The organism is Novosphingobium sp. MD-1, from assembly GCF_001014975.1.
GTDB lineage: Bacteria > Pseudomonadota > Alphaproteobacteria > Sphingomonadales > Sphingomonadaceae > Novosphingobium.
Genome location: NZ_BBXA01000033.1, coordinates 427,317 through 452,531, shown reverse-complemented (window position 1 = coordinate 452,531; position 25,215 = coordinate 427,317). Strand labels below are relative to the sequence as shown.

Below are 25,215 nucleotides of genomic sequence, written 5' to 3'. Positions count from 1 at the left end.
TCTGGCGGGGCCTGACATGAAGATCATAGCACTTGTCCGCTTTGCCGATGGCGCCCCGGTCGATTGGGCCGGGCTGGCTGCGGCGACCACGGGCGGTGGGCCGCCGCCGCGGATGTTGCGCGTGATCGAATCGCCCGTGGGCAGTGCCTACCGCCCACCGTCCGATCCCGACCCGATGAGCAACAGCGCCCTTTACGATGCTGCGGCGATCTGGGACGATGCCGCGGGCGTTCCCGATTTCACTGCGGTTTCCGGCGCAGACTGCCTGCATGCCTGGCAGGTGGAGCCGACCGAGCGGTTCCGCCGCGCGCGTCAGGGGGCAGAGGACGAGGCGATCACATTGCTGGGACGCCTGATGTTCCATGCCGATCTGCCCGATCCGGCCGCGAAGCGGTGCTGGGCACACCACACTGCCCTGGCCGAGAAAGTGCATGTCGGTGCCTCGCGCTATATCCAGAACTGGATCACCCGTGCGATCACGCCCGATTGCCCGCCGGTGCGCGGCCTGCCGGAACTGCGATTTCCCGATCGCAAGGCCCTGATCGAAGGCTTTTTCGACAGCGATCGCGGCAGGGACGAGGTGGTGCATGACACATCGCATTTTGTCGCTTCGGGACCGCGCCTGTTCCTTGCCGCACCGACATTGCGCGAATGGAGCGGCGAGGCGTGATGCGTGAAGGCACGGTCGGCGCGGAACTGCGCGCTGGCTGGCTTGTCCTGGTCGCCTGTGCGGTGGGTGTGGGCAGCAGTGCGGTGGCGCTGCCGTTCTATTCGATCGGACCCCTGACCAAGCCGATCGAGACCGCGACAGGTTGGGCGCGTTCGGACATTCAGCTCGCGATTCTGTTCAGTTCCGGGATCGGAGCGCTGACATCGCCGGTCGTTGGCTGGCTCATCGGGCGCTTCGGTCCCCGCAAGGTTGCGATCCCTTCGCTGGTGGGGGTATCCACCGGGCTTTCCATAGCCTCGATGGCGGACAGTCTCGGGCAATTCTGGTCGGGATATGCGCTGGCGGCCATTCTCGGAGCCGGTTCGAACCCGGTGCTCTGGTCGCGGGTTATCGCAGCCACATTCGATCGCGCGCGCGGTGCCGCGCTGGGCCTTGCACTGGTCGGAACGGCACTGGTCGCGCTGCTGCTGCCAAACCTGATCGCCAACGCAGTCCCGGAACTGGGATGGGCCGGGGCGCTGCGCCTGGTAGCGGCCATTCCGGTGATCGTGGCCTTGCCCGTCGTCTGGCTGTTCCTGCCGCGCGGGCAGGCCGGACATTCATACCATCCCGCAAAGGAGCAATCCGGGTTTGACGTGCGCGAGGCGCTGACCGACCGGAGGTTCTGGTTTCTGACCGCTTCGATCCTGTGCGGCTATCTTGCCATTTCCGGGGTCAGCCCGAACCTGGTGCCCGCCCTGTCCGATCGCGGCTTCGATGCTGCCGATGCAGCCAGCATCGCCAGCTTCTTTGCCGTGGGGATGATTCCCGGCAGAATTGCGTCAGGCTTTCTGATGGACCGGTTCTGGGCTCCGATGGTGGCCTGTGGTGCCCTGATCTTGCCCGCGTTCGCCTGCCTCGTGCTCAATGGATCGGACAATCCGGCCATTCTGGCAGGGGCCTGCATGATGCTGGGCATCGCAGCGGGGGCCGAGCTCGATATTCTGGCCTTCCTGACCGTGCGCTACTTCGGGCTGCGCCGTTATCCGCAGATCTATTCGTTTAGTTATGCCGCGCTGGCGATCGGCAGTGCCACGGCACCGACGATGTTTTCCCGAATTTTCGAGCGGACCGCCAGCTATGAGGCAAGCTTCGGGATTGCCGCCGTGCTGTTCCTCGCCGGGGCCATGCTGGTTGTCCTGCTCGGCCCCTATCCCGATCACGGCCCTGACAGCCGCGCGGCAGCCTGATCTGCGAGGGCCAGCCAGGGCGGGGCAGAATTGGTGGAATCCGCTTTAGCGCAGCAGAATGATCGCCAGCGCCACGATCACTGCTGCGATCAGGGACGGCACAAGCAACGATCGCTGCGACGAAGGCTGACCGGTCGGCGCTGGTGGCGATACTGGCGGTTCGGCAGGTGCGCCGACCGCCGGTTCCATGGCAGAGACAGCGGCGGCGAACTTGCCAAAGAAATCATCGGCCATCGATTTTGCCGTGCCTTCCACCAGCCGTGCGCCCATCTGCGCCAGCCTTCCGCCGATCTGCGTGTCGGCAACGTATGTCAATTCCGTGCCACCATCGCGCGAGGCCAGCGTGACAAGCGCACCGCCCTTGGCAAATCCGGCAACGCCGCCCTGGCCTTCGAACTGCATGCGGCACGAATGCGGCGCATCTATTTCCGTCTGGCGCATGGTTCCCGAAAAACGCGCGCTGACAGGGCCGATCTTTGCAGCGACCTTGCCGGAAAACGCGGTTTCCCCGGTCTTTTCGAGCGATTCGCAACCCTTGAGGCACGCCTTCAGCACCTCGGGGTCGTTCAGCGCCTTCCATGCGGTATCCGGTGAGCAAGGCAGGAGATAGGATCCGGTGATTTCCATGATGCAGTCAGTCCGAAAAGTCAGGTTATGGCCGAGATGGCTTGGCGCACGGTGACGGCGGCAATGTGGCGCCGGTATTCGGCCGAGCCGTGAAGATCGCCGGTGAAGTTGCCGATATCCAGCCGTTCTTCAGCGATGGCGGAGACGCTGCCGCCGCTGTCGAGGTGCTGTTCCGCCTCTTGCCAGCGAAACACGCCGTTGCCCCCCCCGGTGATGGCGATGCGATAGCCGCCGGGCAGGCGCGCGGCAAACACCCCAACCAGCGCGAAGCGGGACGCGGGATTGCGGAACTTGATATATCTTGCCTTGTCGCACGCCGGGAGGCGGATGCTCCTGACAATCTCTCCGGGTTCGAGAGCGGTGCTGAACATGCCGGTGAAGAAGTCCTGCGCGGCAAGCGTGCGCTGGCTGGTAGTGATGCTGGCCCCCAGCGCCAGCAGCGCACTGGGATAGCAAGCTGCGGGATCGTTGTTGGCAATGGAGCCGCCGATGGTCCCGCGATGGCGGATCTGTGCATCGCCGATCCCGCCTGCCAGCCCGGCCAGCGCGGGCAGCACAGAGCGTACCGCGCTGCTGGTCGACACATCGTGATGGGTCGTCGCCGCGCCGATCTCAATGCCATCGCCGGCAGGCGTGATCCCGGCGAGTTCGTGCAGCCGCGCAAGATCGACCAGCCGGGTCGGCATCGCAAGACGCGCACGCAGCACCGGCATCAGGGTCTGCCCGCCCGAAAGCGCCTGGGCACCATCATCCTGCGCCAGCATCGCCAGGGCATCGGTCAGCGATTGCGGACGGACATAGGCAAGTTCGTACATCAGGCCATCTCCGACCGTTGCCGGCAAATCCGCCAGATCTTTTCGGGCGAGGCGGGCATGTCCATGTGAGCGATGCCGAGCGCATCGCACACGGCATTGATGACTGCGGGCGGAGAACCGATTGCCCCCGCTTCGCCGCACCCTTTCATGCCCAGCGGATTTACCGGCGTGGGCGAGGGCCAGAAGGTGAGTCCGAACTCCGGCAGACTGTCGGCGCGTGGCATGCCGTAGTCCATGTAGGATGCGGTCAGCAACTGGGCGGTTTCGGGATCATAGACCGCATTTTCCCACAGTGCCTGGCCAATGCCCTGCGTGACCCCGCCGTGGACCTGTCCCTCCACGATCATCGGGTTGGCGACGGTACCGAAATCGTCAGCCGCGTTGAACGCCACCACTTCGGTCACGCCGGTTTCGGGGTCGATCTCCACCTCGCAGACATGAACCCCGGCCGGATAGGTGAAGTTGGGCGGATCGAAGAAGGTGGTGGCGACAAGGCCGGGTTCGATCCGGTCGGTCGGGAAGCTGGCTGCAGCATGTGCGGCATGGGCCATCTCGGCAAAGGCGACGGTCTGGTTGGTGGCCGCGCTCGAATAGATGCCGTCCTCGAAATCGACCTGATCCGGCTCTACCCCGAGCATGCAGGCGACGATCTCGCGCCCCTTGCTGATGATCTTGTCGCACGATCGCGCCGCCGCCGACAGGCCGACAGACGCTCTTGACCCATAGGTTCCGGTGCCGGCCTGGATGCGATCGGTATCGCCCTGGATCACCGTGATGCGATCCATCGGGATGCCGAAGCGTTCGGAAACGAGCTGGGCATAGACCGTCTGGTGGCCCTGTCCGTGGTTGTGCGCGCCGGTGAGCACTTCCACCGAACCTGCCGGTTGCACCCGGATTTCGCACGATTCCCACATTGAGCCCGCGCCGCCCAGGCTGGCGAGCAATCGGGACGGGCCGATGCCGCAGGCCTCGACATAGGCCGAAAGGCCTATGCCGCGCAGTTTCCCGCGCGCTCGCGCCTCTGCCCGGCGGCTTTCGAAACCGGCATAGTCGGCAAGCCGCAACGCCGCATCAAGGCAGCCTTCGTAATCGCCGCTGTCATAGCAATAGACCAGCGGCGTCTGGTGCGGGAAGGTGCGAATGAAATTGCGCCGCCGGATCTCGGCCTGATCGACGCCGATTTCCTGCGCAGCCAGATTCGCCAGCCGTTCGATCAGATAGGCAGCCTCCGGCCGTCCGGCACCGCGGTAGGCATCGACCGGGCAGGTATTGGTGTAGATACCCTCGACCAGCGCGTGCGCCGCCGGGATGTTGTACTGCCCGGTCAGCATCGTGGCATACATGTAGGAAACGACGAGCGCGTTCGATGTCGAGACGTAGGCTCCGAAATTCGCCAGCGTGTGAACCCTGATCGCCAGGAAATGGCCCTGATCGTCCAGCGCCAGTTCGGCCGTGGTGATGTGGTCGCGCCCGTGGGCATCGGTGAGAAAGGATTCGGTGCGTTCCGCAGTCCATTTCACCGGCCTGCCAACGGCGCGCGCAGCGAAGGCGACGGCAAGTTCTTCGGGATAGGCGGGGGCCTTCGATCCGAAACCGCCGCCGACATCCGGAGAGACGACGCGGAGATGGTTCTCGCTTTCCAGGCCGAGCAGCATCATGAACATCACCCGCATCCCGATCGGATTCTGGTGCGTCAGATGGATCGTCATCGAACGGTCGAAGGTGCGCCACTCGGCGTTTATGGCGCGCGGTTCCATCGCATTGGGGACGAGCCGGTTGTTGCGCAGTTCGATGCCGACCTTGTGCGAGGCGCGGGCGAAAGCGGCATCTACCTGCGCGGCATCGCCGATGCCCCAGGTGAAGGCCCGGTTCTGCGGAATGTCGGCATGAAGCTGCGGCGCGTCAGGAGCGATGGCGGCGCGCAGGTCTACGACCGTCGGCAACTCCTCATAGTTGACGAAGACGGCATCGGCGGCGTCACGGGCCTGGTTGCGCGTTTCGGCGATGACCAGCGCCACCGGCTCACCCACAAAGCGGACGGCATCAGTGGCCAGCGCGCGATGAACCGCCACCCTCGCAGGAGTGCCATCGACGGAATCGAGATTCCAGCCGCAGGGTAGGGGCGCGAGACCGGCATCGACCAGATCCTGTCCGGTCAATATGCGCACGACACCCGGCATTTGCGCCGCAGACGATGTGTCGATCGACGCGATGCGGGCATGGGCGTGGGCTGACCGCACGAAGGCCGCGTAAGTCTGCCCCGGCAGCAGAAGATCGTCCACGTAGCGCCCGTTGCCGGTTATCAGCCGGGAATCCTCGACACGCTTTACCGATTGCCCGAACTTCGCGGTGGTAGAAGGTGCGGCGTTCATGCCAGTCCCTCCATCGCGGCGGCACCGGCAATCACCGCCTTGACGATGTTGTGATACCCGGTGCAGCGGCACAGGTTGCCTTCAAGCTCCGCACGGACGGTGGCATCGTCCGGCCGGGGATGGCGGCGGGCGATATCGACCGCCATCATGATCATGCCCGGCGTGCAGAAGCCGCATTGCAGCCCGTGATGTTCGCGGAACGCCGCCTGCATCGGATGGAGGTCGGCACCCTTTGCCAGCCCTTCGATCGTGCGTATTTCACTGTCGACCGCCTGCGCGGCCAGAACGGTGCAGCTCTTCACGGCGCGCCCATCGATGTGGACCGTGCATGCACCGCACTGGCTCGTATCGCAGCCGATGTGCGCACCGGTAAGCCGCAGAGTGTCGCGCAGGGCGTGGACCAGCAGCGTGCGGTCCTCGACATCGATCGCGTGGGAAGCGCCGTTCACATTGAGAGTGATGGCTGTCATCGGATGCCCCCTGTGGCACAGGCAGCGGTGTGCTTGGCCGGCTTGCGATAATGTGCGGTTGTCTGTGCCTTGCCTAGCGTGGCAAGCCCGGTCACTGCGGTATCCACCATGCCAATCCTCACCCATTCATCCGCCATTTGCCATGGCGAGTATCCGTTCCGCAGGCCTGATCTGAGATCGCTTCTGGCGTCTCGCGCATCACGCGCCGGTCACGGAGATATATTGATATCGAAATATAACCGGGCGGCAAGTCCTTTTGACCTGATCTGCTGCCCTGCCGTTCCTCGCATGCGAACCGTGGCATATCAGGGACGGTGGCCACCCGGCCAGCCAAGCCTTCTCGCACCATCCCGTTGGACATGACCGGAATCGCAACGGATTACCCGCCAGGACGGCGCATGCGATGAGACCAAGCACCGGGGGCGATTGCTAGGCTCAGGACCCATTGATTGGCTGAGGGGGATGTGATTCAGGCTCCGCGAGGAGACTGAGCATGAGCGACCTGTACTGGCTGACGGACGAGCAGATGGCTCGCCTTTCGCCGTATTTCCCCAAGAGCCACGGCAAGCCGCGGGTTGACGACCGGCGGGTTCTGAGTGGGATCATCTTCGTCAACCGGAACGGCCTGCGCTGGCGGGATGCGCCAAGGGAGTATGGGCCACACAAGACATTGTATAGCCGATGGAAACGGTGGGGCGCGATGGGCGTGTTTGGCCGGATGATGGAAGGCCTGTCCGCCCAGAGGGCCGAACCTCAGACACTCATGATCGACGCGACCTATCTCAAGGCTCACCGCACGGCTTCCAGCCTTGGGGTAAAAAAGGGGATCTCGGGCGTCTGATCGGACGGACCAAGGGTGGCATGAACACCAAGCTTCACGCGATAACCGATGCCAACGGCCGCCCCTGAGCTTCTTCATCACGGCCGGCCAAATCAGCGATTACACCGGCGCAGCGGCCCTGCTCGACGACCTGCCCAAGGCACAGTGGATGCTTGCCGATCGGGGCTATGATGCCGAGTGGTTCAGGGACGCGCTTGAGCAAAAGGGCATCAAGCCCTGCATTCCGGGCCGGAAATCCCGCTCCATCCCCGTCAAGTACGACAAGCGCCGATACAAGCGGCGCAACCGCATCGAGATCATGTTCGGCCGTCTCAAGGACTGGCGACGCGTGGCAACGCGATACGACCGCTGTCCAACCGTCTTCTTCTCCGCCCTCGCACTCGCCGCAACCGTGCTCTTCTGGCTGTGATCAGTGAGTCCTGAGCCTAGGCTCCATTTGGTCGCTTTCCTCAGGGACGCGTTCCAATTCATACATCATCAGCTCAAGCCATCATCCCACCTCCTCAGGGCTGGGCACCAGCTCGATACACTCGACATCTACGAGGTGAGAGTAAAACGCGGCTTTGAGTACCACAATGATGATCATTTTGATGGGCGGGGTCTGTGGATCACGAGCCCGGTGCCCCGTTCGGATGTCTCACTCGTCGATCCGAGGCAGTGGCACCACCTGTATCAATCGATGTATCCGGACGATTTCTTACAAAAAATATAGAGGTCATCCGTCACAAACCACCGCTTTCTGGCGGCAACACTGACGGTCGAAATAGCTGAATTTTAGGCACCTTGCAGGACTTCTGCTTTCTTCTTCGCAATCGGCAGATTTGGGTTCGATACGACTTCCTGCGGTGAAAGCCGGACCAGACTGGTTCCTGTCGATCTCGCCGCCCGGTAAGGTCCCGCTACGTCAGGTGACCGACACCGGTGGCCAACACACCGTCCTGTTCGAGTGCTCCGCGATCGCCGAATTCTTCAACGATATCGATGATGGCGGCCTGCTCACATCCTATCGTGTGGCAGGTGCGCGGCAGCGGGACCGGATGGAATTCACACCATCGCGTTTGAAGCATACGCTGCAGAATCTACCGACTTTGCCATATGACGTCGCGCTATGCAGACCGGATCGTCCTTCATTCGCATTTTTGCCTGCAAGTTACCGGCTCATGGCAAAGCCAACGCTCTGGCAAGACCGACGACCCCGGCAGCCACCCGTCCTCGTTCGGCAATCAGTCGCGCTTCAGCTTCCACTTGCGCAGTTTGCGAAGCGGACAGCTCCTCCTTGCTAATCGCACCTGCGCGAAACGCATCCGTATCGCGGGCCAAAGCCGCCGCTCGCGCTTTGACCTCGGCCTCGGTGCGAGCATAGGCCTGGCGTGCGGTCATCAGCGCTGCCTGCCCGCTTTCCACGTCAGCCGTGGCGCGCAGGACAGTCTCACGGTATGCCGCCAGCATCTCGCGATGCCGACCGCGCGCCGAAGCAACTTGCGCATCGATCCGCCCGAAGTCGAACAGGCGCCAGCGCAGGCCGACTGCACCCTGGATCGCGACAGAATCTCCGGTGAACAGTTCGCCGAAGCGATTGCTCTGCACTCCGATCAGCCCCCCGATCGAAATGCTTGGCCAGTATTCGGCGAGCGCGGCCCCGATCGCGGCGTTGCTGGCCACCAGACGGGCCTCAGCCATTGCAACGTCAGGCCTTGCCCTGAGCACTGATGCCGGCAATCCACCTACAGGATCCGCGGAAAGGACTGGCATTTGCCCTGCCAGATCAAGCGGGAGTGAGGGCGAACGGCCCACAAGGACCGCGATCTGCGCTCTTTCCGCCTCCACCCTCGCCTCGATTTCCGGAAGGGCGGCGGCCGCCTGCTCAGCCAGCGCCGAGGTTCGCTCGGCATCTGCCAGGGACGCAGCGCCAGCAGTCTGCCGCGCCTGCATGATCGCGGCGCGGTCTCGCGCTTCCCGGGCCAGGACAGCAAGCGCGCGGCCCTGCGCTTCGGCTGTCCGCAGCCGAAAGTAAGCCTGCGCCAGTTCAGCCGTGACGGCGAGCCGCGCTGCCTGCACAACGGCCTCGGCCTCGGCAAGACTGGCGCGGGACGCTTCCTGACGGCGGCGTATACCGCCGGCCAAGTCGAGATCCCACGAACCATTCAGCGTCGCGCTCCCGCTATCGACTGTTCGTGGCAGGTCCGGCACGTAGCGCGACAACTGACCGAGACCTGAATTCAGCGACTGTTGCGCCCGTGCGGCAGTTCCGTTCGCTTCGACCGCTGGCAAGCGCGCCGCACCTGCAGCAGCTGCCGCAGCACGCGCTTGGTCAACGCGTGCCAGCGCCTGCTCGATCGTCAGATTTCCGGCCTGTGCTTCGTTCTGAAGCCGGTCGAGTACCGGGTCGCGAAAGGCCTTCCACCAAGGCTCGGAAGATGCAACGCCGCTGGCCACGGGCTGCCGCCATGCCGGCGCAATCTGCACCTCCGGCGGAGCGTAGTCCGGGCCGACCGTACACGCCGCGAGAACACTGCAGGCGCAGGCAAGGCCAAGGAACCGTCGCGGCGTCATGCGGGAAGTCCTTCCGGAGTAGCAACCATCTCTTCTGGTCTTCTACCCGCGCCTTTGCCTGCGAGAAGAAGATACATGACCGGCGTTGCAATGCGGGCAAGCAAGGTCGACGAAACGAGTCCGCCGATCATGGCAATGGCCATGGGCGAAAACAGGCCGCTGTTCTCTACGGCAAGGGGCAGCAGGCCGCCAATCGCCGTGACCGAAGTCAATAGTACCGGCAGGAAGCGAAGTTCGCCTGCTCGCTCCACTGCTTCACGGACTGGCAGGCCGTCGCGTTCAAGCTGCTCGGTGAAATCGACCAGCAGGATCGAATTCTTGATCTCGATACCGACCAGCGCAATCAGCCCGACTGCTGCAGTGAACGACAGCGAGTTGCCCGTAAGCCAGAGCGCAACGATGGCGCCGAGAAAGCCGAATGGTACGATCCCCGCGACCACGGCGACGGTACGGAAGCGCCCGAACTCAAGGACCAGCACGGCCAGAATGCCGAGCGATGACACCACGATGGCTGGCACCAGCCCGGCAAAGCTGCGCGAGGACGTCTCAGCCTCGCCGCCAAGCGAAATGCTGTAGCCGGGCGGCAGGTCGACCTCGGCCTTCACCCGGTCAAGGACTTGCGCGGTTGCCTTCGAGACCAGCACGCCGGGGGCCGTGTAAGCCGTAAGCGTGACCATCCGCGCCCGGCGCAGGCGGTCAATCCGCGCCGCCTCGGAGCGAAGTTCCGGCGTAGCGAGGGCTGACAGAGGCGCGCTGGCGCCAGCCTTGGTCGGCACGAAGATCTTTCCGAGGTGGGCTAGCTCGCTGCGGCCTGCATTGGGCAAGCGTACTGTCACGACATAGTCGTCGCCATCGGCATCGCGGAAGCTCGCCACGGAACTGCCTGACAGAGCTGTGCGGACGGCATCGCGGATTGCACCCGGAGCAACGCCGAGTGCGGATGCTGCCGCTTCATCCACCGCAAGGTGCAGGTCTGTGCGGGGCTGGCGCAGCGGATTGCCGATGTCGCGAACACCGGGAACATCCGCCATGACCGCCTCTGCCTTGCGAGACAGGGCCGCCAGACGGGCAACGTCAGGCCCGGAAATACGCACGACGATCGGCGCCTCGATCTCGGGCCCGTTCACGAACGTGACGATGCTGATGCGCGCACCGGGATAGCTGTCGAAGCGGCGGCGCAGGTCAGCCAGCAGCGCTTCGGACTTGCCCGGCTCCCACGCCTTGAGCCCGACGGCGACTTCGCCGAACGCGGGGTCGGTCTCGCGCTGCGCCACGTTATAGTAGAGTTGCGGGTTGCCACGGCCGACATTGGCCGATGTCCAGCGCACTTCGGAGCGCGCGGAGACGACGTGCTCCACCCAGCTCACGGCCTGATCGGTGCGACGCTGTGCAGTACCTTGCGGCATCTCCACCCGGACCAGAAACTGCGGCGTCTCGGCCGGTGGAAACAGGCTCGACCCAATGACCTTCGCCAATGGCAGCGACAAGACACACAGCAGCAGCAGACCGATCATCCAGCGCCGTGGGCGATCGAGCGCTCGGTGCAGGACCGGAGCATAGAAGCGATGAATGCCGCGCTGGACGGCCTGCAGCAGTTTGTTGCCCTCGGGATGTTCATCGCGCGAGAGGAGCAAACGCGCGGCAAGCGGCGTCATGGCAAAGGCCACGATCAGCGAGCCAAGAACCGTGGCTATGACTGCGACCGGCAACGAGCGGATGAATTCACCCGAAGCCTCGGGAAGAGCAAGGAGCGGCACGAATGCGAACACGAGGCACGCGGTGCAGCCAAGCACTGCCAGCGCGATCTGCCCGGTGCCCTTGATGACTGCCGTGGTGCGGTCCGCCCCTTCGCGCAGCCAGCGGGCGATGTTCTCGACCACCACGATCGCATCGTCGACGAGGATGCCCAGCGCGAGAACAAAGCCGGCAATCGCCAACTGGTTCAGGGTGAAGCCCAAGCCTGCAAGGATGCCAACGCCGATCAGCAGCGAAAGCGGAATAGCGATCATGACCACCCCTGCCGCACGGAGGCCCAGCGGCAGTAAGGTGAGGCTGACCAGGACCAGAGCGATCAGGAAGTCGCGCGTCAGACCTCCTATCCGGTGCTTCACGTTCTCGGACTGGTCGAATCCGCGCACCAACTTTACACCGCCCGGGAGCGTCCGCTCGAAGGCATCGAGTTCGGCATTGATGGAAGCGGACAGGCGCGTCACGTCCTGATCCTTTGCCTGTGTCGCCGTTACCAGCAGGGCCCGCTGGCCGTTGAATCGCGTGATATGATCATGATCGTCCTGCGCCCACGCCACTTGTGCCACGTTACCGACACGCAATGCCCGGCCATCTCCAGGTAAGACTGGCACTGCGGCAATATCTTCGGGCGAGCGGAAGGCACCCCCGTATTTCACGGTGAACCGGCGCGCAGCAGCATTGACCGCGCCCAAAGGGCTCTCCTCGCCGGCCGCACGCAGGGCCTGAGTGACCGCCGTGGGTGACAAGCGCAGCGAGGCTAGCCGTGCCATATCCAGCGACACGCGCATCTCGGTCCGGCCTGCGCCCCAGTAGCGCGCCTCGTTGATCCCCGGAATGGTCCCCAGTCTTTCCCGCAGGCGGTCGGCGACTTTCTCGAGCCGCCGCATCGGAAGATATTCGCTGACCAGGGCCACTTCGACGATCGAAACGTTGATCGGCCGCCCGCGCACGATGTCGAGCCGTTGCAACCCCTGCGGCAAGCTGGCGCGCAGGGCGGAGACCTCGCGTGTCACCTTGTCGTAACTGCTTTCAGGGTTTGTGCCCCAGTTGAACTCGATCCTTGTGACGGAAAGCCCATCGGTGCTGCGCGAGCGCACTTCGCGAATGCCGTCGAGCCGGTAGACCGCATCCTCGACCGGCCGCGTGACCAGTTCCTCCACCTCGCTCGGAGATGCGCCCGGAAGCACCGCGTTGATGATGAAGATTGGCGGATCGAGTTGCGGATCCTCGGTCCGCGGTATGGTCAACAGCGCCGCGAGACCGAGTGCAGCAAGCAGCACTATAGCCACCAGTGTGAACTGCCAGCGCGCAAGAGCAAAGGCCGCAGGATTGAAGCTCATCTGGCGTCCACCCGCACCTTCTGACCATCACGAACGAAGCCTGCACCGGCCGTGATCACGCGTGCCGACGCGGGGAGGCCTTCAACCTCGAGCATGTCGCCAATGAAGCCGTGCAAGGTGATGGCATGCAGACGGGCAATGCCGCGGGCCGGGTCCACCACCAGCACATGCCCGTTGCGGCCGTTCGCGTCCAACAAGGCTTCTGCCGGGATATAGAGGCGCCCGGACGCCTGCGCGCTGCTGGACGTCAGGGAAACGCTGCCGGTCAATCCGCTTGCTACACCGGGACTGGCGGGCAGGCCGATATCGACATCGAGCGTACCGGTGACAGGGTCCACCGCGCTACCCTTGCGCAAGACCTTGCCGGAAATCTCACCCATACCTGCAAGCGTGAGCAGGACCGGCCTGCCCGGGGCAATGCCGGCAGCGCGTGCAGGAGTGACCGCGGCGCGGGCAATGAGCGGGCTGTTGACATCCGCCATACGCAGCACCGGTTCGCCCGGAGCGACCGTTTCGCCAGCCTCATGCATCCGGGCGAGTATCAATCCCCGGAACGGTGCCCGCGCCACAGTGGAAGCCCTGTCATAGCGCGCGGCGCGTAGCGCTGCCTGCGCCGCCGCCAGCGCGGACTGTAAATCCTGCTGCTGCGCTTCCGATATTGCGCCCGCTGGGAGAAGCGTTGCGTTCCGGCGCACAGCCCTCTCGAGTTGCGCGACGTCTGCTGCTGCCCGTTGTTCGCTGGATACCTGCAGTGTCGGGTCAATCTCTGCGAGAACGGCTCCTGCCGCGACTCGATCCCCGGGGTGCACCGGAAGCGCGGTCAGCGTGCCGCCGACCCTTAGCGATATCATCGCCTCTCGGTCGTAAATTACGCGGACCGGATACCGTTCGGCGCCTCGACTGTCTTGGGCACCCGGCAAACTGCGAGGCAGTACCGCCTCGACCATTGCGATCTGATCGGCATTATTGGCGGTGGTCGGCGAACAAGACGCAACCAGACCTGCGCTGGCAATCGCTAGAGCGCCGAAACAAGGCGTTGGTACGCGCAGCATTAGGTTCGACTCCGAAACCTATCATTGATAGCCGATCAGTGATCGGTTGACGCACGGAGGTCAAGTGGCAAAAGGAGCGTATGGCGCCACCAGCGAAATCAACGCGGTCTGCAGACCGGCGTGAGCAGATCCTTGATGAGGCGCAACGCCTGTTTCTCGAGCATGGCCTCGACAGCACCACCACCCGACAAATCGCCTTGGCTGTAGGTATCAGTCAGCCGTCATTGTACGCGCATTTTGCCAGTCGGGACGCGATTGCTGTCGAGCTCTGCATTCGGGCTTTCGGCTTTCTTGAACGCCGGCTTCGCTCTGTTGATCAGTCGTTGCCCTCTGCTCAGCGTCTACGCGAACTATGCCGAGCTTATATCCAGTTTGGTCTAGAAGAGCCCGCAGCGTATCGCGTAGCGTTCATGGCCGAGATCGCTGTCGACGAGGAAAGCGGGATGCACCGCGGGCTTGAGGCTGGGCTCGCGACTTTTTCCATCTTGCGAGAAGCAATGACGGCTCATTTGGGCAACGCGAATGAAGCAGAAGTAGCTGCCCAAAGTGTGTGGGCTGGCATTCACGGGCTTGTCGCAATCTTCCTGACCCGGCCGGAATTTCCCTTCATCGAGCCCGGGAAGCTGATTGAAACGCACCTCGATCGTCTCTTGGCTACCCACTCGTCTTCGGCAGCGTAAACCAAGTTCGCCATACATGCCTGTACGGCCCGCCCCGACTTACCAGTGTGTGAGAAATTGCAATTCAGCTTCAATTGCAACCCACGCCGGATGTCACATAGGATGATCAATTACCGCTTCCAGCTGGTAGCCGAATCCATACAATGTTCGTATGGTCACTCCGACTGTCTCGCCCAAATCCAGTTTACGGCGCAGTCTAGCAATATGGGTGTCAAGAGTGCGGGAGTGGACATCAACTCCAGTGCCCCAAACTCGTTCAAGAAGATAGCTTCGAGACAAAGGCCGGTTTGGGTTAGGCTCAGGATCTGTAATTGCAGAGCTGGGCGGTGTGATCCCTTGAGGGTTTCATGGATCTGTCCGCACTGACCGAGCCGGAGCCTGGTCGTGCTGTATCGGGTCTCACAGAGGCGAACGTTGCATTGACTCGAAGCGGGCTTTGCTGCCCATCTGACTACCTTCGCAGATCGTTCGTCCCTGCGTTCCCTCTCGGGACACCGCCCTCGGATCAGCTTTGACGCTTCACCGCTGGCAAGCAGGTTCTACCCCAACTCAAGCTTGGAACAAAGTGCCGTCGCGCAGCATGGCATGCATGATGACCGCAAGGCGGCGAGCCAGGGCGACGCGAGCCTTCTTAAGGCCCCGGCGCTTGGCGATCTTCATGGCCCATGTCTTCAGGGCGAAGGTCTCTCGGCTCCTAGTCAGGATCGAGTTGGCGGCTTCGTAGAGCAGCTTGCGCACCGTGCTGTCGCCCTGTTTGGTGATCCTGCCTGTCCAGTCGAGCTCACCCGACTGATGACGTCGGGGCACAAGGCCGAAGTAGGCCCCGGCATTGCGCGATTGTCGGAAACGCCCCGCTTCATCCACTGCAGCGGCGAAGGCGGCTGAGGTCTGAACGCCGACACCTGGGATGGTCATCAAGATTTCGCAGGCTTGTGACTGGCTCGCGATGACACGCAGGCGGCGGTCCATTTCCTTAATTTGCTCGACCAGTTCCGCGCGCACGGACAGCAAGGATGCGATGGCGTCGCCAAGGCCCGGGATGTGGGCGGCCTGCATGATCCGTTCAAGGAAAGCCTTCCCTTGACCTGCGCCGGGCCGATAGCCGAACGTCGCGCAGAGACCGCGGATCGTGTTGTCGAGGCGGACACGCGCTTCCACCAGATGGCTGCGTGCGGTGATCACGCTGCGGACGCCATGCGCTGCAGGGGATTTGACGTGCACCTCCTTGAAGAAGCCGGTGCGCGCCAACTGTGCGAGGCCGGCGGCATCGTGAGGGTCGGTCTTGTTCGCCTTCATTGCTTTGAGGCTCTGGTGCGCCTGGCGGGCATCGATGCACACCACCGGGATACCCAGTTCACGCAGACCAAGGCAAATCGCCGGCGACATGCGGCCCGTTTCGATCACCGCCCGCTCGATTGGACCGTATCGCTCCAGCATCATGGCGATCGCTTCCGGAGAGCTTTCCACTTTCTCGGACACGACCTTCCGACCATTGTCATCAACGATGCAGACCTGCGTGGATTCCATCGACAGGTCTAATCCGGCATAGTGCTTCATGGCTGCTTCCTTCCTTCAGGATTCGACAACCAGAAGTGTGCGCCTCAACCGAGCTCCGAGGGAAGCAGCCGCAATTACACGATGACTCACTGATCACAGCCAGAAGAGCACGGTTGCGGCGAGTGCGAGGGCGGAGAAGAAGACGGTTGGACAGCGGTCGTATCGCGTTGCCACGCGTCGCCAGTCCTTGAGACGGCCGAACATGATCTCGATGCGGTTGCGCCGCTTGTATCGGCGCTTGTCGTACTTGACGGGGATGGAGCGGGATTTCCGGCCCGGAATGCAGGGCTTGATGCCCTTTTGCTCAAGCGCGTCCCTGAACCACTCGGCATCATAGCCCCGATCGGCAAGCATCCACTGTGCCTTGGGCAGGTCGTCGAGCAGGGCCGCTGCGCCGGTGTAATCGCTGATTTGGCCGGCCGTGATGAAGAAGCTCAGGGGCGGCCGTTGGCATCGGTTATCGCGTGAAGCTTGGTGTTCATGCCACCCTTGGTCCGTCCGATCAGACGCCCGAGATCCCCTTTTTTACCCCAAGGCTGGAAGCCGTGCGGTGAGCCTTGAGATAGGTCGCGTCGATCATGAGTGTCTGAGGTTCGGCCCTCTGGGCGGACAGGCCTTCCATCATCCGGCCAAACACGCCCATCGCGCCCCACCGTTTCCATCGGCTATACAATGTCTTGTGTGGCCCATACTCCCTTGGCGCATCCCGCCAGCGCAGGCCGTTCCGGTTGACGAAGATGATCCCACTCAGAACCCGCCGGTCGTCAACCCGCGGCTTGCCGTGGCTCTTGGGGAAATACGGCGAAAGGCGAGCCATCTGCTCGTCCGTCAGCCAGTACAGGTCGCTCATGCTCAGTCTCCTCGCGGAGCCTGAATCACATCCCCCTCAGCCAATCAATGGGTCCTGAGCCTAGGGCGTGATTCGCGGATAGCGGTCATTCCGGACGATGAATCGGTACGTCTGCTTCGCGCCCCACATCCGGCCGTTCGGCCTTGTCGCCGACGATCCCGAAAGCTGATGGGGTGGACGCCCCCCGACGGCATCGATGTGCCAGAGTGGAGGTGTTGAAGCACCACTGAGGGAGGCGTCCGTGTCACAGGTTACCACGATTGGTCTGGATATCGCGAAGAACGTTTTTCATGCCCACGGCGCCGACGAGCGCGGCGCCGCCGTTTTCAGCCGGAAGCTGAGCCGGGCCAGGCTGCTTGACTTCTTCGCCCGGCAGCCGGCGTGCCTGGTAGCGATGGAGGCGTGCAGTGGCGCCCATCATTGGGCTCGCGAATTGATCAGGCTCGGACATGAGGTGAAGCTGATCCCGCCGGTGTATGTCAAGCCGTTCGTGAAGCGGCACAAGAACGATGCGCTCGATGCAGAGGCAATCTGCGAGGCGGCGCAGCGACCCGGGATGCGCTTTGTGGCGGTGAAGAGCGAGGAGCAGCAAGCCGCCGGCATGGTGTTCCGCACGCGCGATCTCCTGGTCCGTCAGCGCACCCAGATGGTCAACGCGCTTCGCGGCCACCTTGCCGAGTATGGCTGGGTAGCGCCTCGAGGCCTGGCGCAAGTGGCGCTCCTGGCGGACCTGCTCGACGAAGAAGAGATGGCCTCGTCCCTGCCCGATGCGGCACGCGCCATGCTGCGGGTCATGACCGACATGCTCGCCGAGCTCGATGATCGCATTGCCGACCTCGACAAGGAGATTGCCCGCCGCGCGCGCGAAGACGAGATGGCGCGCAGGCTGATGACCATTCCTGGCATAGGCCCGATCGCGGCTACCGCGATCGTAGCGCTTGCTCCGCCGGTCGAGACCTTCACCAAGGGCCGTGACTTCGCCGCCTGGCTGGGGCTCGCACCGCTCCAGCACTCGACAGGCGGCAGGCAGAAGCTCGGGCGCATCTCGAAGATGGGCGAGCGCACAATCCGGCGCCTGCTCATCATCGGCGGGAGCGCAGTCGTCAGGCAGGCAACTGTTCGCGGCGCGCCGGCAGGATCGTGGTTGGAGCGGATGCTGGCGCGCAAGCCGCGCATGCTCGTCTCGGTGGCGCTCGCCAACAAGATGGCCCGCACGGCATGGGCGCTGATGACCAGGAATGAGGATTACAGGGCTCCGGCAGCGGTCGCGGCGTAATCCGGGGCAGCGGCCAGAGGCGTCGGGGGCGTAGGCGGATCGAAGGAGGGTATGGCACAACGGTCGGCGAGACGGGGCCGGAAGAACCAGGGAATGGCGGAGCGCTACCCAAGCGCGCAAAGCTGATGTGGTTCCGGTCCGCGAACTCCCATACTGGCCCGCAGCATATGGCGCTGCTCATCGAGGCCGGACAGATGACAGCATCCGACTACGTGCCAATCTACCCCGATTTACCGCTTGCATCCGAAGGGGCGTCCACAGACGCCATTCGTTCAGCTAGCGCTCAACTGGTTCAGACCCGACATTGCGCTCCCGGCTTAATAGGCGTCGCCACAATCATATTCGGAGTGCAGCGATCAGGGCGTCCCGAGCCATGGCCACGCGCGGGTGGCGCAGCGATGAGCGTGCCCAGACGAGGTAGAAAGCGTTGCGCGGCACCGTGACCGGGGCGGGTATCTCGATCAGCGTGCAGGTAGCGCGTTCGCTGCGGGTGAGATAGCCGGGCAGCACCGTCCAGCCGAGACCCGCGCACAATCCCGATCGCAACACTCTCAAATCGGGCGCGGTCAGGGCGGGCTGGTTCGTAAGCTCGATCTGGTTTGCCTCGAGCCAGGACCGCAGCAGCGGCCGGTCGAGATCGTAGGCGAGGTGCGCCGTCCGGTTGAGCCCGTCGGCAAGCGGCAATTCGGCAATCCGCCCCGCCACGGCGGGCGAGGCGACGGCGCGCAGGTGCTCTTCGCCCAGCGCATGAAAGGCCAGCCGCGAATCTTCGGGTTGCGAGGCGGTGACGGCCAGGTGCACCTTGTCTTCGAGCAGCATGGCATAGAGCGCCTCGCGTCCGCCGATATGCAGGCGCAGGTCCAGCCCCGCATCCAGCAGCGGCGCCAGTCGGGGCGTGATCATCTCTCCCAGCAGGTCCGACGGCGCGGCGATGTGGACCGTGCCCGAAATGCGAGACGAACGGGCCCGCGCGCTGGCCAGTGCCGATTCCGCCGTGTCGAGGCTGCTTCCGATCGAAGCAGCGAGATCGTCGGCAATGGCTGTTGGTCGAACGCCGCGCGAATGGCGATCGAACAAGGGACGGCCCAATTGCGCTTCGAGCGAGGCGATGTGCTGCGAGGCCGCCGGCTGGGTGATGCCGATTGCCCTGGCCGCCTCGCTCAATGAACGGCGGCGGTAGACTTCGACGAAGGTGCGCAACTGCAGAAGGGACATTCCGGTTCCATAAGCGGATTTATGGCCGTCCGCCATTCCCGCTGGATTTCATGATGCCGTTCCCTGCGTATCTAAGCCGCCGAAAGGAACGATCGAATGCAAAATCGCCGCCAACTGCTGAAAGCCCTCACCGCTGTCTTTGTGGCGGGTGCGGCTGCGTCGGGTGCGTTTGCTCGTTTCCCAACATCAATGGAAAAGGACAATTGACGATGACCCGCATTCTCATGGTAGCCACCTCCGCCGACCGCATGATTCCCGGCACCGAACCGACGGGCGTCTGGCTCGAGGAACTTACCACCCCGTATTACGCCTTCCGCGATGCCGGCGCCGAAGTCACACTGGCCTCGATCAAGGGCGGCGCCATCCCCGTCGACCAGCGCAGCGTTAACGCCGACGGCGAAAACGACGCTTCGGTAGAACGCTATCTCAAGGACGAGGCGCTGAAGGCCGAGGTTGCCAGCACCCCGGTATTCACCAGTATCGATCCCGCCGGCTACGACGCGTTGTTCCTGCCGGGCGGTCATGGCACCATGTTCGATTACCCCGGTAGCGACGAGCTGGCGCGCCTGGTCGAGCGCTTCGACCGCGAAGGCAAGATCGTCGCCGCCGTCTGCCATGGGCCCGCCGGGCTCGTTTCGGCGAAGAAGGCCGATGGCACGCCCTTCGTGGCCGGCCGCCGTGTCGCGGGCTTCACGGACAGCGAGGAACGCGCGGTCGGTCTCGACAAGGCCGTGCCGTTCCTGCTCGAAACGCGTCTCAAGGAACTTGGCGGGAAGCACGAGGGCGGACCGGATTTTGCCCCCTTCGCCCTGCGGGACGGCAATCTGGTGACCGGCCAGAACCCCGCCAGCGCTACCCGCACCGCGGAGCTCGTGATGGAAGCCCTCAAGGACAAGGTCGCCTGATCATGCGCTATCTCCACACCATGCTGCGCGTCGCCGATCCCGAGGCGGCGGTCCGGTTCTTCACGCTGCTGGGTCTCAAGGAGACCCGGCGCATGGAGAACCAGGCCGGGCGTTACACGCTGATCTTCCTTGCAGCCGACGAGGATTTCGCCGGTGAAGGCCAGCGCGCCGATGCCGAGGTCGAGCTGACGTATAACTGGCCGCCCGAGGACGGCAGCCCTGCCGAGACTTACACCGGGGGCCGAAACTTCGGCCATCTCGCCTACCGGGTCGAAGACATTTACGAAACCTGCGCGCGGTTGCAGGCGGGCGGCGTGACGATCAATCGCCCCCCGCGCGACGGCCACATGGCGTTCGTCCGCTCGCCGGACGGGATCTCCATCGAACTGCTCCAGAAGGGCGAACACAAGGCCCCGGCCGAACCCTGGACCTCCATGCCCAACACGGGCGAATGGTGATGCCGAAATTGTTTGAACCGATCGAGGTTGGCGGGCTGCGGCTCGCCAACCGCATCGTCATCGCGCCGATGTGCCAGTATTCGGCCGAGGATGGCGCGATGACCGACTGGCACCGGATGCATCTCGGCCAGTTGGCGCTGTCGGGCGCGGGCGCGCTGACGATCGAGGCGACCGCGGTCAGCCCGGAAGGGCGCATCACCTACGGTGACGTCGGCCTGTACGATGACCGAACCGAAGCGGCGATGCGAAGCGTTCTCGAAGGTGTGCGCCGGTGGTCGGACATGCCGCTCGTCATCCAGCTGGCTCATGCCGGCCGCAAGGCGAGCTGCGCCAAGCCGTGGCACGGCGGAGCGCAGATCGCCCCCGATGCGCAGAACGGCTGGCAGACCGTGTCACCGAGCGCCGTTCCCTTCGCGCCGGACGACCATCCCCCTGTCGAACTGGACACGGCAGGGCTTGCCCGCATCCGCGAAGCCTTCGCCGATGCCGCCCGCCGCGCCAGCAGGCTGGGCATCGATGCCGTCCAGATCCACGCGGCGCATGGCTACCTGCTCCACGAGTTTCTTTCTCCGATCTCCAACCGGCGCGGCGATGCATACGGCGGCAGCCTCGACAACCGGATGCGGTTCCCGCTCGAAGTGTTCGATGCCGTGCGCGAGGCGTTTCCCGCCGACCGCCCGGTTACCGTTCGCGTTTCGGGGACCGATTGGGTCGAAGGCGGCTGGACGGCGGAGGAAACTGCGCGCTTTGCGCAGGAGCTGGAGCGGCGCTGTTGTTCGGCGATCCACGTCTCCAGCGGCGGCCTCGACCCGCGCCAGCAGATCCCGGTCGGCCCCGGCTATCAGGTGCCGCTGGCCCGGACGGTCAAGGAAGCGGTCGCGATGCCTGTCGTAGCGGTCGGCCTGATTACCGATCCGCATCAGGCGGAGCGCATCCTCGAAAACGGCCATGCCGACGCCATAGCGATAGCCCGCGCTGCGTTGTGGGATCCGCGCTGGCCCTGGCACGCCGCCGCCGCGCTCGGCGCTTCGGTCCACGCGCCCCCGCAATATCTCCGGTCCGAACCCCACGAGGCGGGCCGCGTTCTCAAGGAAATGACTCTATGAAGACCTCCGCCAAACTGCTTCTTGCCGCCGGCGCTGCCCTCTCGCTCGCCGCCTGCGCGACGACCCGCGAGGGTGCATCCGCGCCCCAGATCGAACAGGTCGCGACCTTCGATGGCGCGATGCCGACTGGCGTGACCGTCGCCCCCAACGGGCGTATCTTCGTAAACTTCCCGCAATGGGGCGACAACGCGCCGTTCACGGTTGCCGAGCTGGTCGACGGCAAGGCGGTGCCCTATCCCGACGCCGCGACCAACCGGCGCGATCCGGCCGACCCGGCGGGGCACTTTATCTCGGTGCAGAGCGTGGTGGCCGATGGCGCCAACCGCCTCTGGGTGCTCGACACGGCGGCCCCCAAATTCTCTCAGCCGCAGGCCGGCGGGGCAAAGCTGGTGGCGATCGATCTCGCGACCAACCGCGTGGTGAAGACGATCGTCCTGCCGGCCAGCGTGGTGCTGCCCACGACCTACCTCAATGACGTGCGCTTCGATCTGCGTCAGGGCGCCGAAGGCGTCGCCTACATCACCGACAGCAGCAATGCCGGTGTCGGCGGCATCATCGTCGTCGATATCGCCAGCGGGCGTGCGATCCGGCGCCTGTCGAACCATGCGACGACCAACCCCGAGCCCGGCTTCAGCCCGGTCGTCGACGGCGCGGCGCTGATGAACCGCCCGGCCGTCGGCCCCGCGACGCCAGTCGCGATCGCCAGCGACGCGATTGCGCTCAGCCCCGACGGCAGCCTGCTCTACTACGGGCCGCTGTCGGGCCGCACGCTGCATGCGGTGCCCACCGACCTGCTGCGCGATCCCGCGGTGTCGGAGGAAGAACTGGGCCGCGCGGTCCGCAGCCTGGGGCGCAAAGGCGCCTCGGACGGGATAGCCGAGGACGACAAGGGCCGCGTGTTCGCCGGCGATTACGAGAACAACGCGATCCGCGTGCTCGACCAGGGCCGCTGGTCGACACTGATCAGCGACCCGCGCATCAGCTGGCCCGACACGCTGTCGATCGGCACGGACGGCTACCTCTACTTCACCGCCAACCAGCTCCACCGCCAGCCCGGCTTCCATGGCGGGCGGGATTTGCGCCGCAAGCCTTACGAGCTGCTCCGCATCCGGGTGGGCGCCGGGCCCATCCTCTTGCGCTCACAATGATCCCATCAGGCCGGGTAGGCTCGACATCGCGCCTGCCCGGCGTTCCCAATGGAGACCTTCTATGGCTGAGCCCATTGTCTCTGACCCGACGGTTGAGCGGTTTCTGCCGTTCATCGCCGAGGCGCTCGGCGCAGACTTTGCCGCATACCGCAACCACATATACCGGGTGTTGAGCTACGCAGCACACTTCCTCGGCGACGATCCGAGGGGACGCAAACACATCGCCTTCGCACTGGTGTTCCATGACGTGGGCATGTGGACCGACCACGAATTGGCTTATCTTGAGCCGTCGGAAGCAGCGGCCGAGCGCGTGCGAGCCCAGCACGCGCCACATCTCGATCCCACGCTCGTCGCCAACATCATTCACTGGCATCACAAGCTGCTATCGTTCGCAGGGCCAGACGCCGAGATCGTGAACGCCGCGCGCAAGGCGGACTGGATCGACGCAAGCATGGGTATGGTCCGGCATGGCGTTCCCCGTAAACAGGTGGCCGCCATAGAGGAGGCAATCCCCGTATTGGGCTTCCCGGAGGTCCTGATGCGCCTCGCCAAGGATTTGCGCCATGGCAACCGGGTAGCGGGTCTTTGGCGTGTGCTCTCTCGTGTCTACAGGATTTGACCGTAAGGGTGTAAAGGCAGAATATCTCAGTTGCTGATTAAAAGGCGAATGTCCGCTGGCGGCACACTTTCCGCCAAATATTAGCCCGCAATCGAACGGCAGCTTTCAACGACAACATCTGTCGCCGGGAATGACAGCAATGTTGGCGATCCAGTCGTAGTGCGCTCCGTCACTGGTCAACCAATCGCAGCAATCCCCGCCCAAAGCTCCATCCCCTTTCATGACTAATCCGTGCCCCTGACCGAACCCGGCCAGGCACTGCAACGTGCGCTCATGCGGACCGTGTTGTCATGCTGCGCATGCCTGCCCGCACCACTCCTTCGAGCGACGCTTCCCTCTCTGCGTTCGGTGCAGACCTGACCGCGCCCGGCCTTTTCGGGGCTCAGTCAAAGGTTGGTCCCTTGGACGGAAGAGCAGCTTCGAAAGGTCAGCATCATGAAGAACACCGTCACTCTCGTCGGCTTCGTCGGCAACACTCCGGAAGTCCGCACCGCCCAGTCGGGCGCCGCCATAACCAACCTCTCACTCGCCACCACACGCAGCTTCAAGGATAGCGAAGGCAACCGCCAGACCGAGACCGAATGGCACCGGATCACCTGCTTCAACGGCGTCGGCAAATGCGTCGCCGAGCACGTCACCAAGGGCGCGATGGTCATGGTCACTGGCCGCATCCACTACTCGCGCTGGACCGACAGCGAAGGCCAGACCCGTTATGGCTGCGAGATCATCGCCGAACAGGTCGACTTCCTCGCCAGTGCCAAGGAATCCAGCAGCGAAGAACCGAAGAAGCGGCGCTCGAAGTAGCGCCGCAGTCACCGGACAGCTTGCTTCAAAAGGCCCGGATCGGCGGTTGCCGATCCGGGCCTTTTGCATGCTAACCGGCCCAGGGATCCGCCGCTCACAAGCGCGGAAATGAGCGACCTCCGCAGGGTGGAGTTCGCGCGTTCAAAATGGCTATTTGCTTCCATAGTGCGGAACATCGCTCAACTATTGCAACTGCCCGGGGTTTCTCTCAGACGCCAGATAGGCTAGGTATCCTGCGGGATTGAGGCTCATTTTTCCCTAATACACGAGCAGCAATTTCTAGAACAATACGTGTCCAAGTTGGGAACAGATTCAGGCACACCGTACCCGGGAGCCCGGTGCTGGGAAATGGCGCAAATCGGCCCCTTACCGTGGCGCAAGGCGCTATGTGCCCGCGTGATGTCATTTGATGTCAGGCTTGCTAGCGTAAGTCAGATCTGACTTGGATTACGCCAACACTTTGATAATGCGCCGATAAAAACAACTTTCCTACAGACCGGCCGTGACCTTAGCCTGATGTCTCGTCCGGAGGGGTTTCTGGCCGATGGGGGCGGCCGACCTGAGTTGGAACCCATGCGTTTTGCGCTGCAATGCTATGTCGATGAGCCGCTCTACAGGGCGGTGAAGGCCGCCGCCGATGCGGCTCAGATGAGCGTCAGCCAATGGCTGAAGCTGGCCGTGAACGGGGTGGTCGAAGGGCAGGATGAGGCGGCGTTCCGGGACCGGATCATGTCCCACCTGTTGTTCACGTCAACCGCGCTCGACGGGCTGCTGACCGCCCAGCCAGACAAGGACCTGCGCGCCCGGATCCATGTCGCGCACGGCAAGCGGCTGCGCGAGTACCGGGAGCGCATTGCTCAGCCCAAGCGGGGAGCATGA

The 25,215-nt window shown here is 63.9% G+C and carries 24 protein-coding genes and 2 pseudogenes; 14 read left to right on the top strand and 12 right to left on the bottom strand.

The window, feature by feature from the left end; genetic code table 11:
• Positions 1 to 16 precede the first annotated feature (16 nt).
• Positions 17 to 670 carry a hypothetical protein gene (locus tag NMD1_RS19785; RefSeq protein WP_125956746.1) on the top strand — a complete coding sequence of 218 codons (654 nt, stop codon included), beginning with the start codon at positions 17 to 19 and terminating at the stop codon, positions 668 to 670.
• Positions 670 to 1,899: an MFS transporter gene (locus NMD1_RS19780; RefSeq protein WP_233497865.1), complete on the top strand. Its 1,230-nt coding sequence runs from the start codon at positions 670 to 672 to the stop codon at positions 1,897 to 1,899. The genes NMD1_RS19785 and NMD1_RS19780 overlap by 1 nt, the downstream gene beginning before the upstream one ends.
• 45 nt (positions 1,900 to 1,944) lie before the next feature.
• On the opposite strand, the gene NMD1_RS19775 is transcribed toward NMD1_RS19780, so the two are convergent.
• From NMD1_RS19775 to NMD1_RS19760, 4 genes are read right to left on the bottom strand one after another with little or no spacing between them, the layout of a single operon-like run.
• Complete coding sequence (locus tag NMD1_RS19775; protein ID WP_118074971.1) at positions 1,945 to 2,526, bottom strand: CoxG family protein; 582 nt, start codon at positions 2,524 to 2,526, stop codon at positions 1,945 to 1,947.
• Positions 2,527 to 2,546: 20 nt separating this feature from the next.
• Positions 2,547 to 3,341 (bottom strand): xanthine dehydrogenase family protein subunit M, encoded by a 795-nt coding sequence (locus tag NMD1_RS19770; protein WP_125956742.1) that lies wholly within the window; start codon positions 3,339 to 3,341, stop codon positions 2,547 to 2,549.
• Positions 3,341 to 5,713 carry a xanthine dehydrogenase family protein molybdopterin-binding subunit gene (locus NMD1_RS19765; protein WP_118074970.1) on the bottom strand — a complete coding sequence of 791 codons (2,373 nt, stop codon included), beginning with the start codon at positions 5,711 to 5,713 and terminating at the stop codon, positions 3,341 to 3,343. The genes NMD1_RS19770 and NMD1_RS19765 overlap by 1 nt, the downstream gene beginning before the upstream one ends.
• Positions 5,710 to 6,183, bottom strand: coding sequence for a (2Fe-2S)-binding protein (locus NMD1_RS19760; protein ID WP_118074969.1), 474 nt, complete (start codon positions 6,181 to 6,183; stop codon positions 5,710 to 5,712). Before NMD1_RS19760 ends, NMD1_RS19765 begins: the two co-directional genes overlap by 4 nt.
• A 493-nt stretch (positions 6,184 to 6,676) precedes the next feature.
• Between NMD1_RS19760 and NMD1_RS21630 the strand changes: the two genes are divergently transcribed.
• Together NMD1_RS21630 and NMD1_RS21625 are read left to right on the top strand one after the other, a co-directional pair.
• Positions 6,677 to 7,024, top strand: a complete 348-nt coding sequence (locus NMD1_RS21630) for a transposase (RefSeq protein ID WP_233497265.1) — start codon at positions 6,677 to 6,679, stop codon at positions 7,022 to 7,024.
• 46 nt (positions 7,025 to 7,070) lie between these two features.
• A pseudogene (locus NMD1_RS21625) lies at positions 7,071 to 7,433 on the top strand (IS5 family transposase); the annotation flags it as partial.
• Positions 7,434 to 8,182: 749 nt separating this feature from the next.
• Here NMD1_RS21625 and NMD1_RS19750 read toward each other — a convergent pair.
• Genes NMD1_RS19750 through NMD1_RS19740 form a run of 3 tightly spaced genes read right to left on the bottom strand, consistent with a single transcriptional unit; the run spans position 8,183 to position 13,718 of the window.
• On the bottom strand, positions 8,183 to 9,577 hold the full coding sequence (locus tag NMD1_RS19750) for an efflux transporter outer membrane subunit (protein ID WP_125956740.1): 1,395 nt from the start codon (positions 9,575 to 9,577) through the stop codon (positions 8,183 to 8,185).
• Positions 9,574 to 12,666 (bottom strand): efflux RND transporter permease subunit, encoded by a 3,093-nt coding sequence (locus tag NMD1_RS19745; RefSeq protein ID WP_125956738.1) that lies wholly within the window; start codon positions 12,664 to 12,666, stop codon positions 9,574 to 9,576. Before NMD1_RS19745 ends, NMD1_RS19750 begins: the two co-directional genes overlap by 4 nt.
• The gene (locus NMD1_RS19740) at positions 12,663 to 13,718 is read right to left on the bottom strand and encodes an efflux RND transporter periplasmic adaptor subunit (RefSeq protein ID WP_125956736.1); all 1,056 of its coding nucleotides are present in this window, start codon (positions 13,716 to 13,718) and stop codon (positions 12,663 to 12,665) included. The genes NMD1_RS19745 and NMD1_RS19740 overlap by 4 nt, the downstream gene beginning before the upstream one ends.
• An 80-nt stretch (positions 13,719 to 13,798) precedes the next feature.
• Here NMD1_RS19740 and NMD1_RS19735 point away from each other — a divergent pair, with 80 nt between their 5' ends.
• Positions 13,799 to 14,398: a TetR/AcrR family transcriptional regulator gene (locus tag NMD1_RS19735; protein WP_118074966.1), complete on the top strand. Its 600-nt coding sequence runs from the start codon at positions 13,799 to 13,801 to the stop codon at positions 14,396 to 14,398.
• Between the two features lie 93 nt (positions 14,399 to 14,491).
• Here NMD1_RS19735 and NMD1_RS21785 read toward each other — a convergent pair whose 3' ends face one another.
• From NMD1_RS21785 to NMD1_RS21615, 4 genes and pseudogenes are all read right to left on the bottom strand, one after another.
• Positions 14,492 to 14,710 (bottom strand): helix-turn-helix domain-containing protein, encoded by a 219-nt coding sequence (locus NMD1_RS21785; protein ID WP_375600812.1) that lies wholly within the window; start codon positions 14,708 to 14,710, stop codon positions 14,492 to 14,494.
• 237 nt (positions 14,711 to 14,947) lie between these two features.
• On the bottom strand, positions 14,948 to 15,955 hold the full coding sequence (locus tag NMD1_RS19725) for an IS110 family transposase (protein WP_125956734.1): 1,008 nt from the start codon (positions 15,953 to 15,955) through the stop codon (positions 14,948 to 14,950).
• A 93-nt stretch (positions 15,956 to 16,048) separates the two neighbouring features.
• Positions 16,049 to 16,411: pseudogene (locus NMD1_RS21620) on the bottom strand (IS5 family transposase); the annotation flags it as partial.
• Between the two features lie 46 nt (positions 16,412 to 16,457).
• Complete coding sequence (locus NMD1_RS21615) at positions 16,458 to 16,805, bottom strand: transposase (RefSeq protein WP_233497265.1); 348 nt, start codon at positions 16,803 to 16,805, stop codon at positions 16,458 to 16,460.
• Positions 16,806 to 17,046: 241 nt separating this feature from the next.
• Between NMD1_RS21615 and NMD1_RS19715 the strand changes: the two genes are divergently transcribed.
• Complete coding sequence (locus tag NMD1_RS19715) at positions 17,047 to 18,081, top strand: IS110 family transposase (RefSeq protein ID WP_125956732.1); 1,035 nt, start codon at positions 17,047 to 17,049, stop codon at positions 18,079 to 18,081.
• A gap of 336 nt (positions 18,082 to 18,417) precedes the next feature.
• Here NMD1_RS19715 and NMD1_RS19710 read toward each other — a convergent pair whose 3' ends face one another.
• Complete coding sequence (locus tag NMD1_RS19710; RefSeq protein ID WP_125956729.1) at positions 18,418 to 19,296, bottom strand: LysR family transcriptional regulator; 879 nt, start codon at positions 19,294 to 19,296, stop codon at positions 18,418 to 18,420.
• Positions 19,297 to 19,392: 96 nt separating this feature from the next.
• Between NMD1_RS19710 and NMD1_RS19705 the strand changes: the two genes are divergently transcribed.
• From NMD1_RS19705 to NMD1_RS19670, 8 genes are all read left to right on the top strand, one after another.
• On the top strand, positions 19,393 to 19,503 hold the full coding sequence (locus tag NMD1_RS19705; protein WP_125956727.1) for a twin-arginine translocation signal domain-containing protein: 111 nt from the start codon (positions 19,393 to 19,395) through the stop codon (positions 19,501 to 19,503).
• A gap of 2 nt (positions 19,504 to 19,505) precedes the next feature.
• Positions 19,506 to 20,201: a type 1 glutamine amidotransferase domain-containing protein gene (locus NMD1_RS19700; protein ID WP_125956725.1), complete on the top strand. Its 696-nt coding sequence runs from the start codon at positions 19,506 to 19,508 to the stop codon at positions 20,199 to 20,201.
• 2 nt (positions 20,202 to 20,203) lie between these two features.
• The gene (locus tag NMD1_RS19695; RefSeq protein WP_199558169.1) at positions 20,204 to 20,659 is read left to right on the top strand and encodes a VOC family protein; all 456 of its coding nucleotides are present in this window, start codon (positions 20,204 to 20,206) and stop codon (positions 20,657 to 20,659) included.
• Positions 20,659 to 21,765 carry an NADH:flavin oxidoreductase/NADH oxidase gene (locus NMD1_RS19690; protein ID WP_199558168.1) on the top strand — a complete coding sequence of 369 codons (1,107 nt, stop codon included), beginning with the start codon at positions 20,659 to 20,661 and terminating at the stop codon, positions 21,763 to 21,765. Before NMD1_RS19695 ends, NMD1_RS19690 begins: the two co-directional genes overlap by 1 nt.
• Complete coding sequence (locus NMD1_RS19685) at positions 21,762 to 22,913, top strand: L-dopachrome tautomerase-related protein (RefSeq protein WP_125956718.1); 1,152 nt, start codon at positions 21,762 to 21,764, stop codon at positions 22,911 to 22,913. The genes NMD1_RS19690 and NMD1_RS19685 overlap by 4 nt, the downstream gene beginning before the upstream one ends.
• Positions 22,914 to 22,974: 61 nt before the next feature.
• Entirely contained in the window at positions 22,975 to 23,532 is a 558-nt protein-coding gene (locus NMD1_RS19680; protein ID WP_125956715.1) for a phosphohydrolase, read from the top strand.
• Between the two features lie 435 nt (positions 23,533 to 23,967).
• Positions 23,968 to 24,336, top strand: a complete 369-nt coding sequence (locus NMD1_RS19675; RefSeq protein ID WP_125956713.1) for a single-stranded DNA-binding protein — start codon at positions 23,968 to 23,970, stop codon at positions 24,334 to 24,336.
• Between the two features lie 573 nt (positions 24,337 to 24,909).
• Positions 24,910 to 25,215, top strand: coding sequence for a hypothetical protein (locus NMD1_RS19670; RefSeq protein ID WP_125956710.1), 306 nt, complete (start codon positions 24,910 to 24,912; stop codon positions 25,213 to 25,215).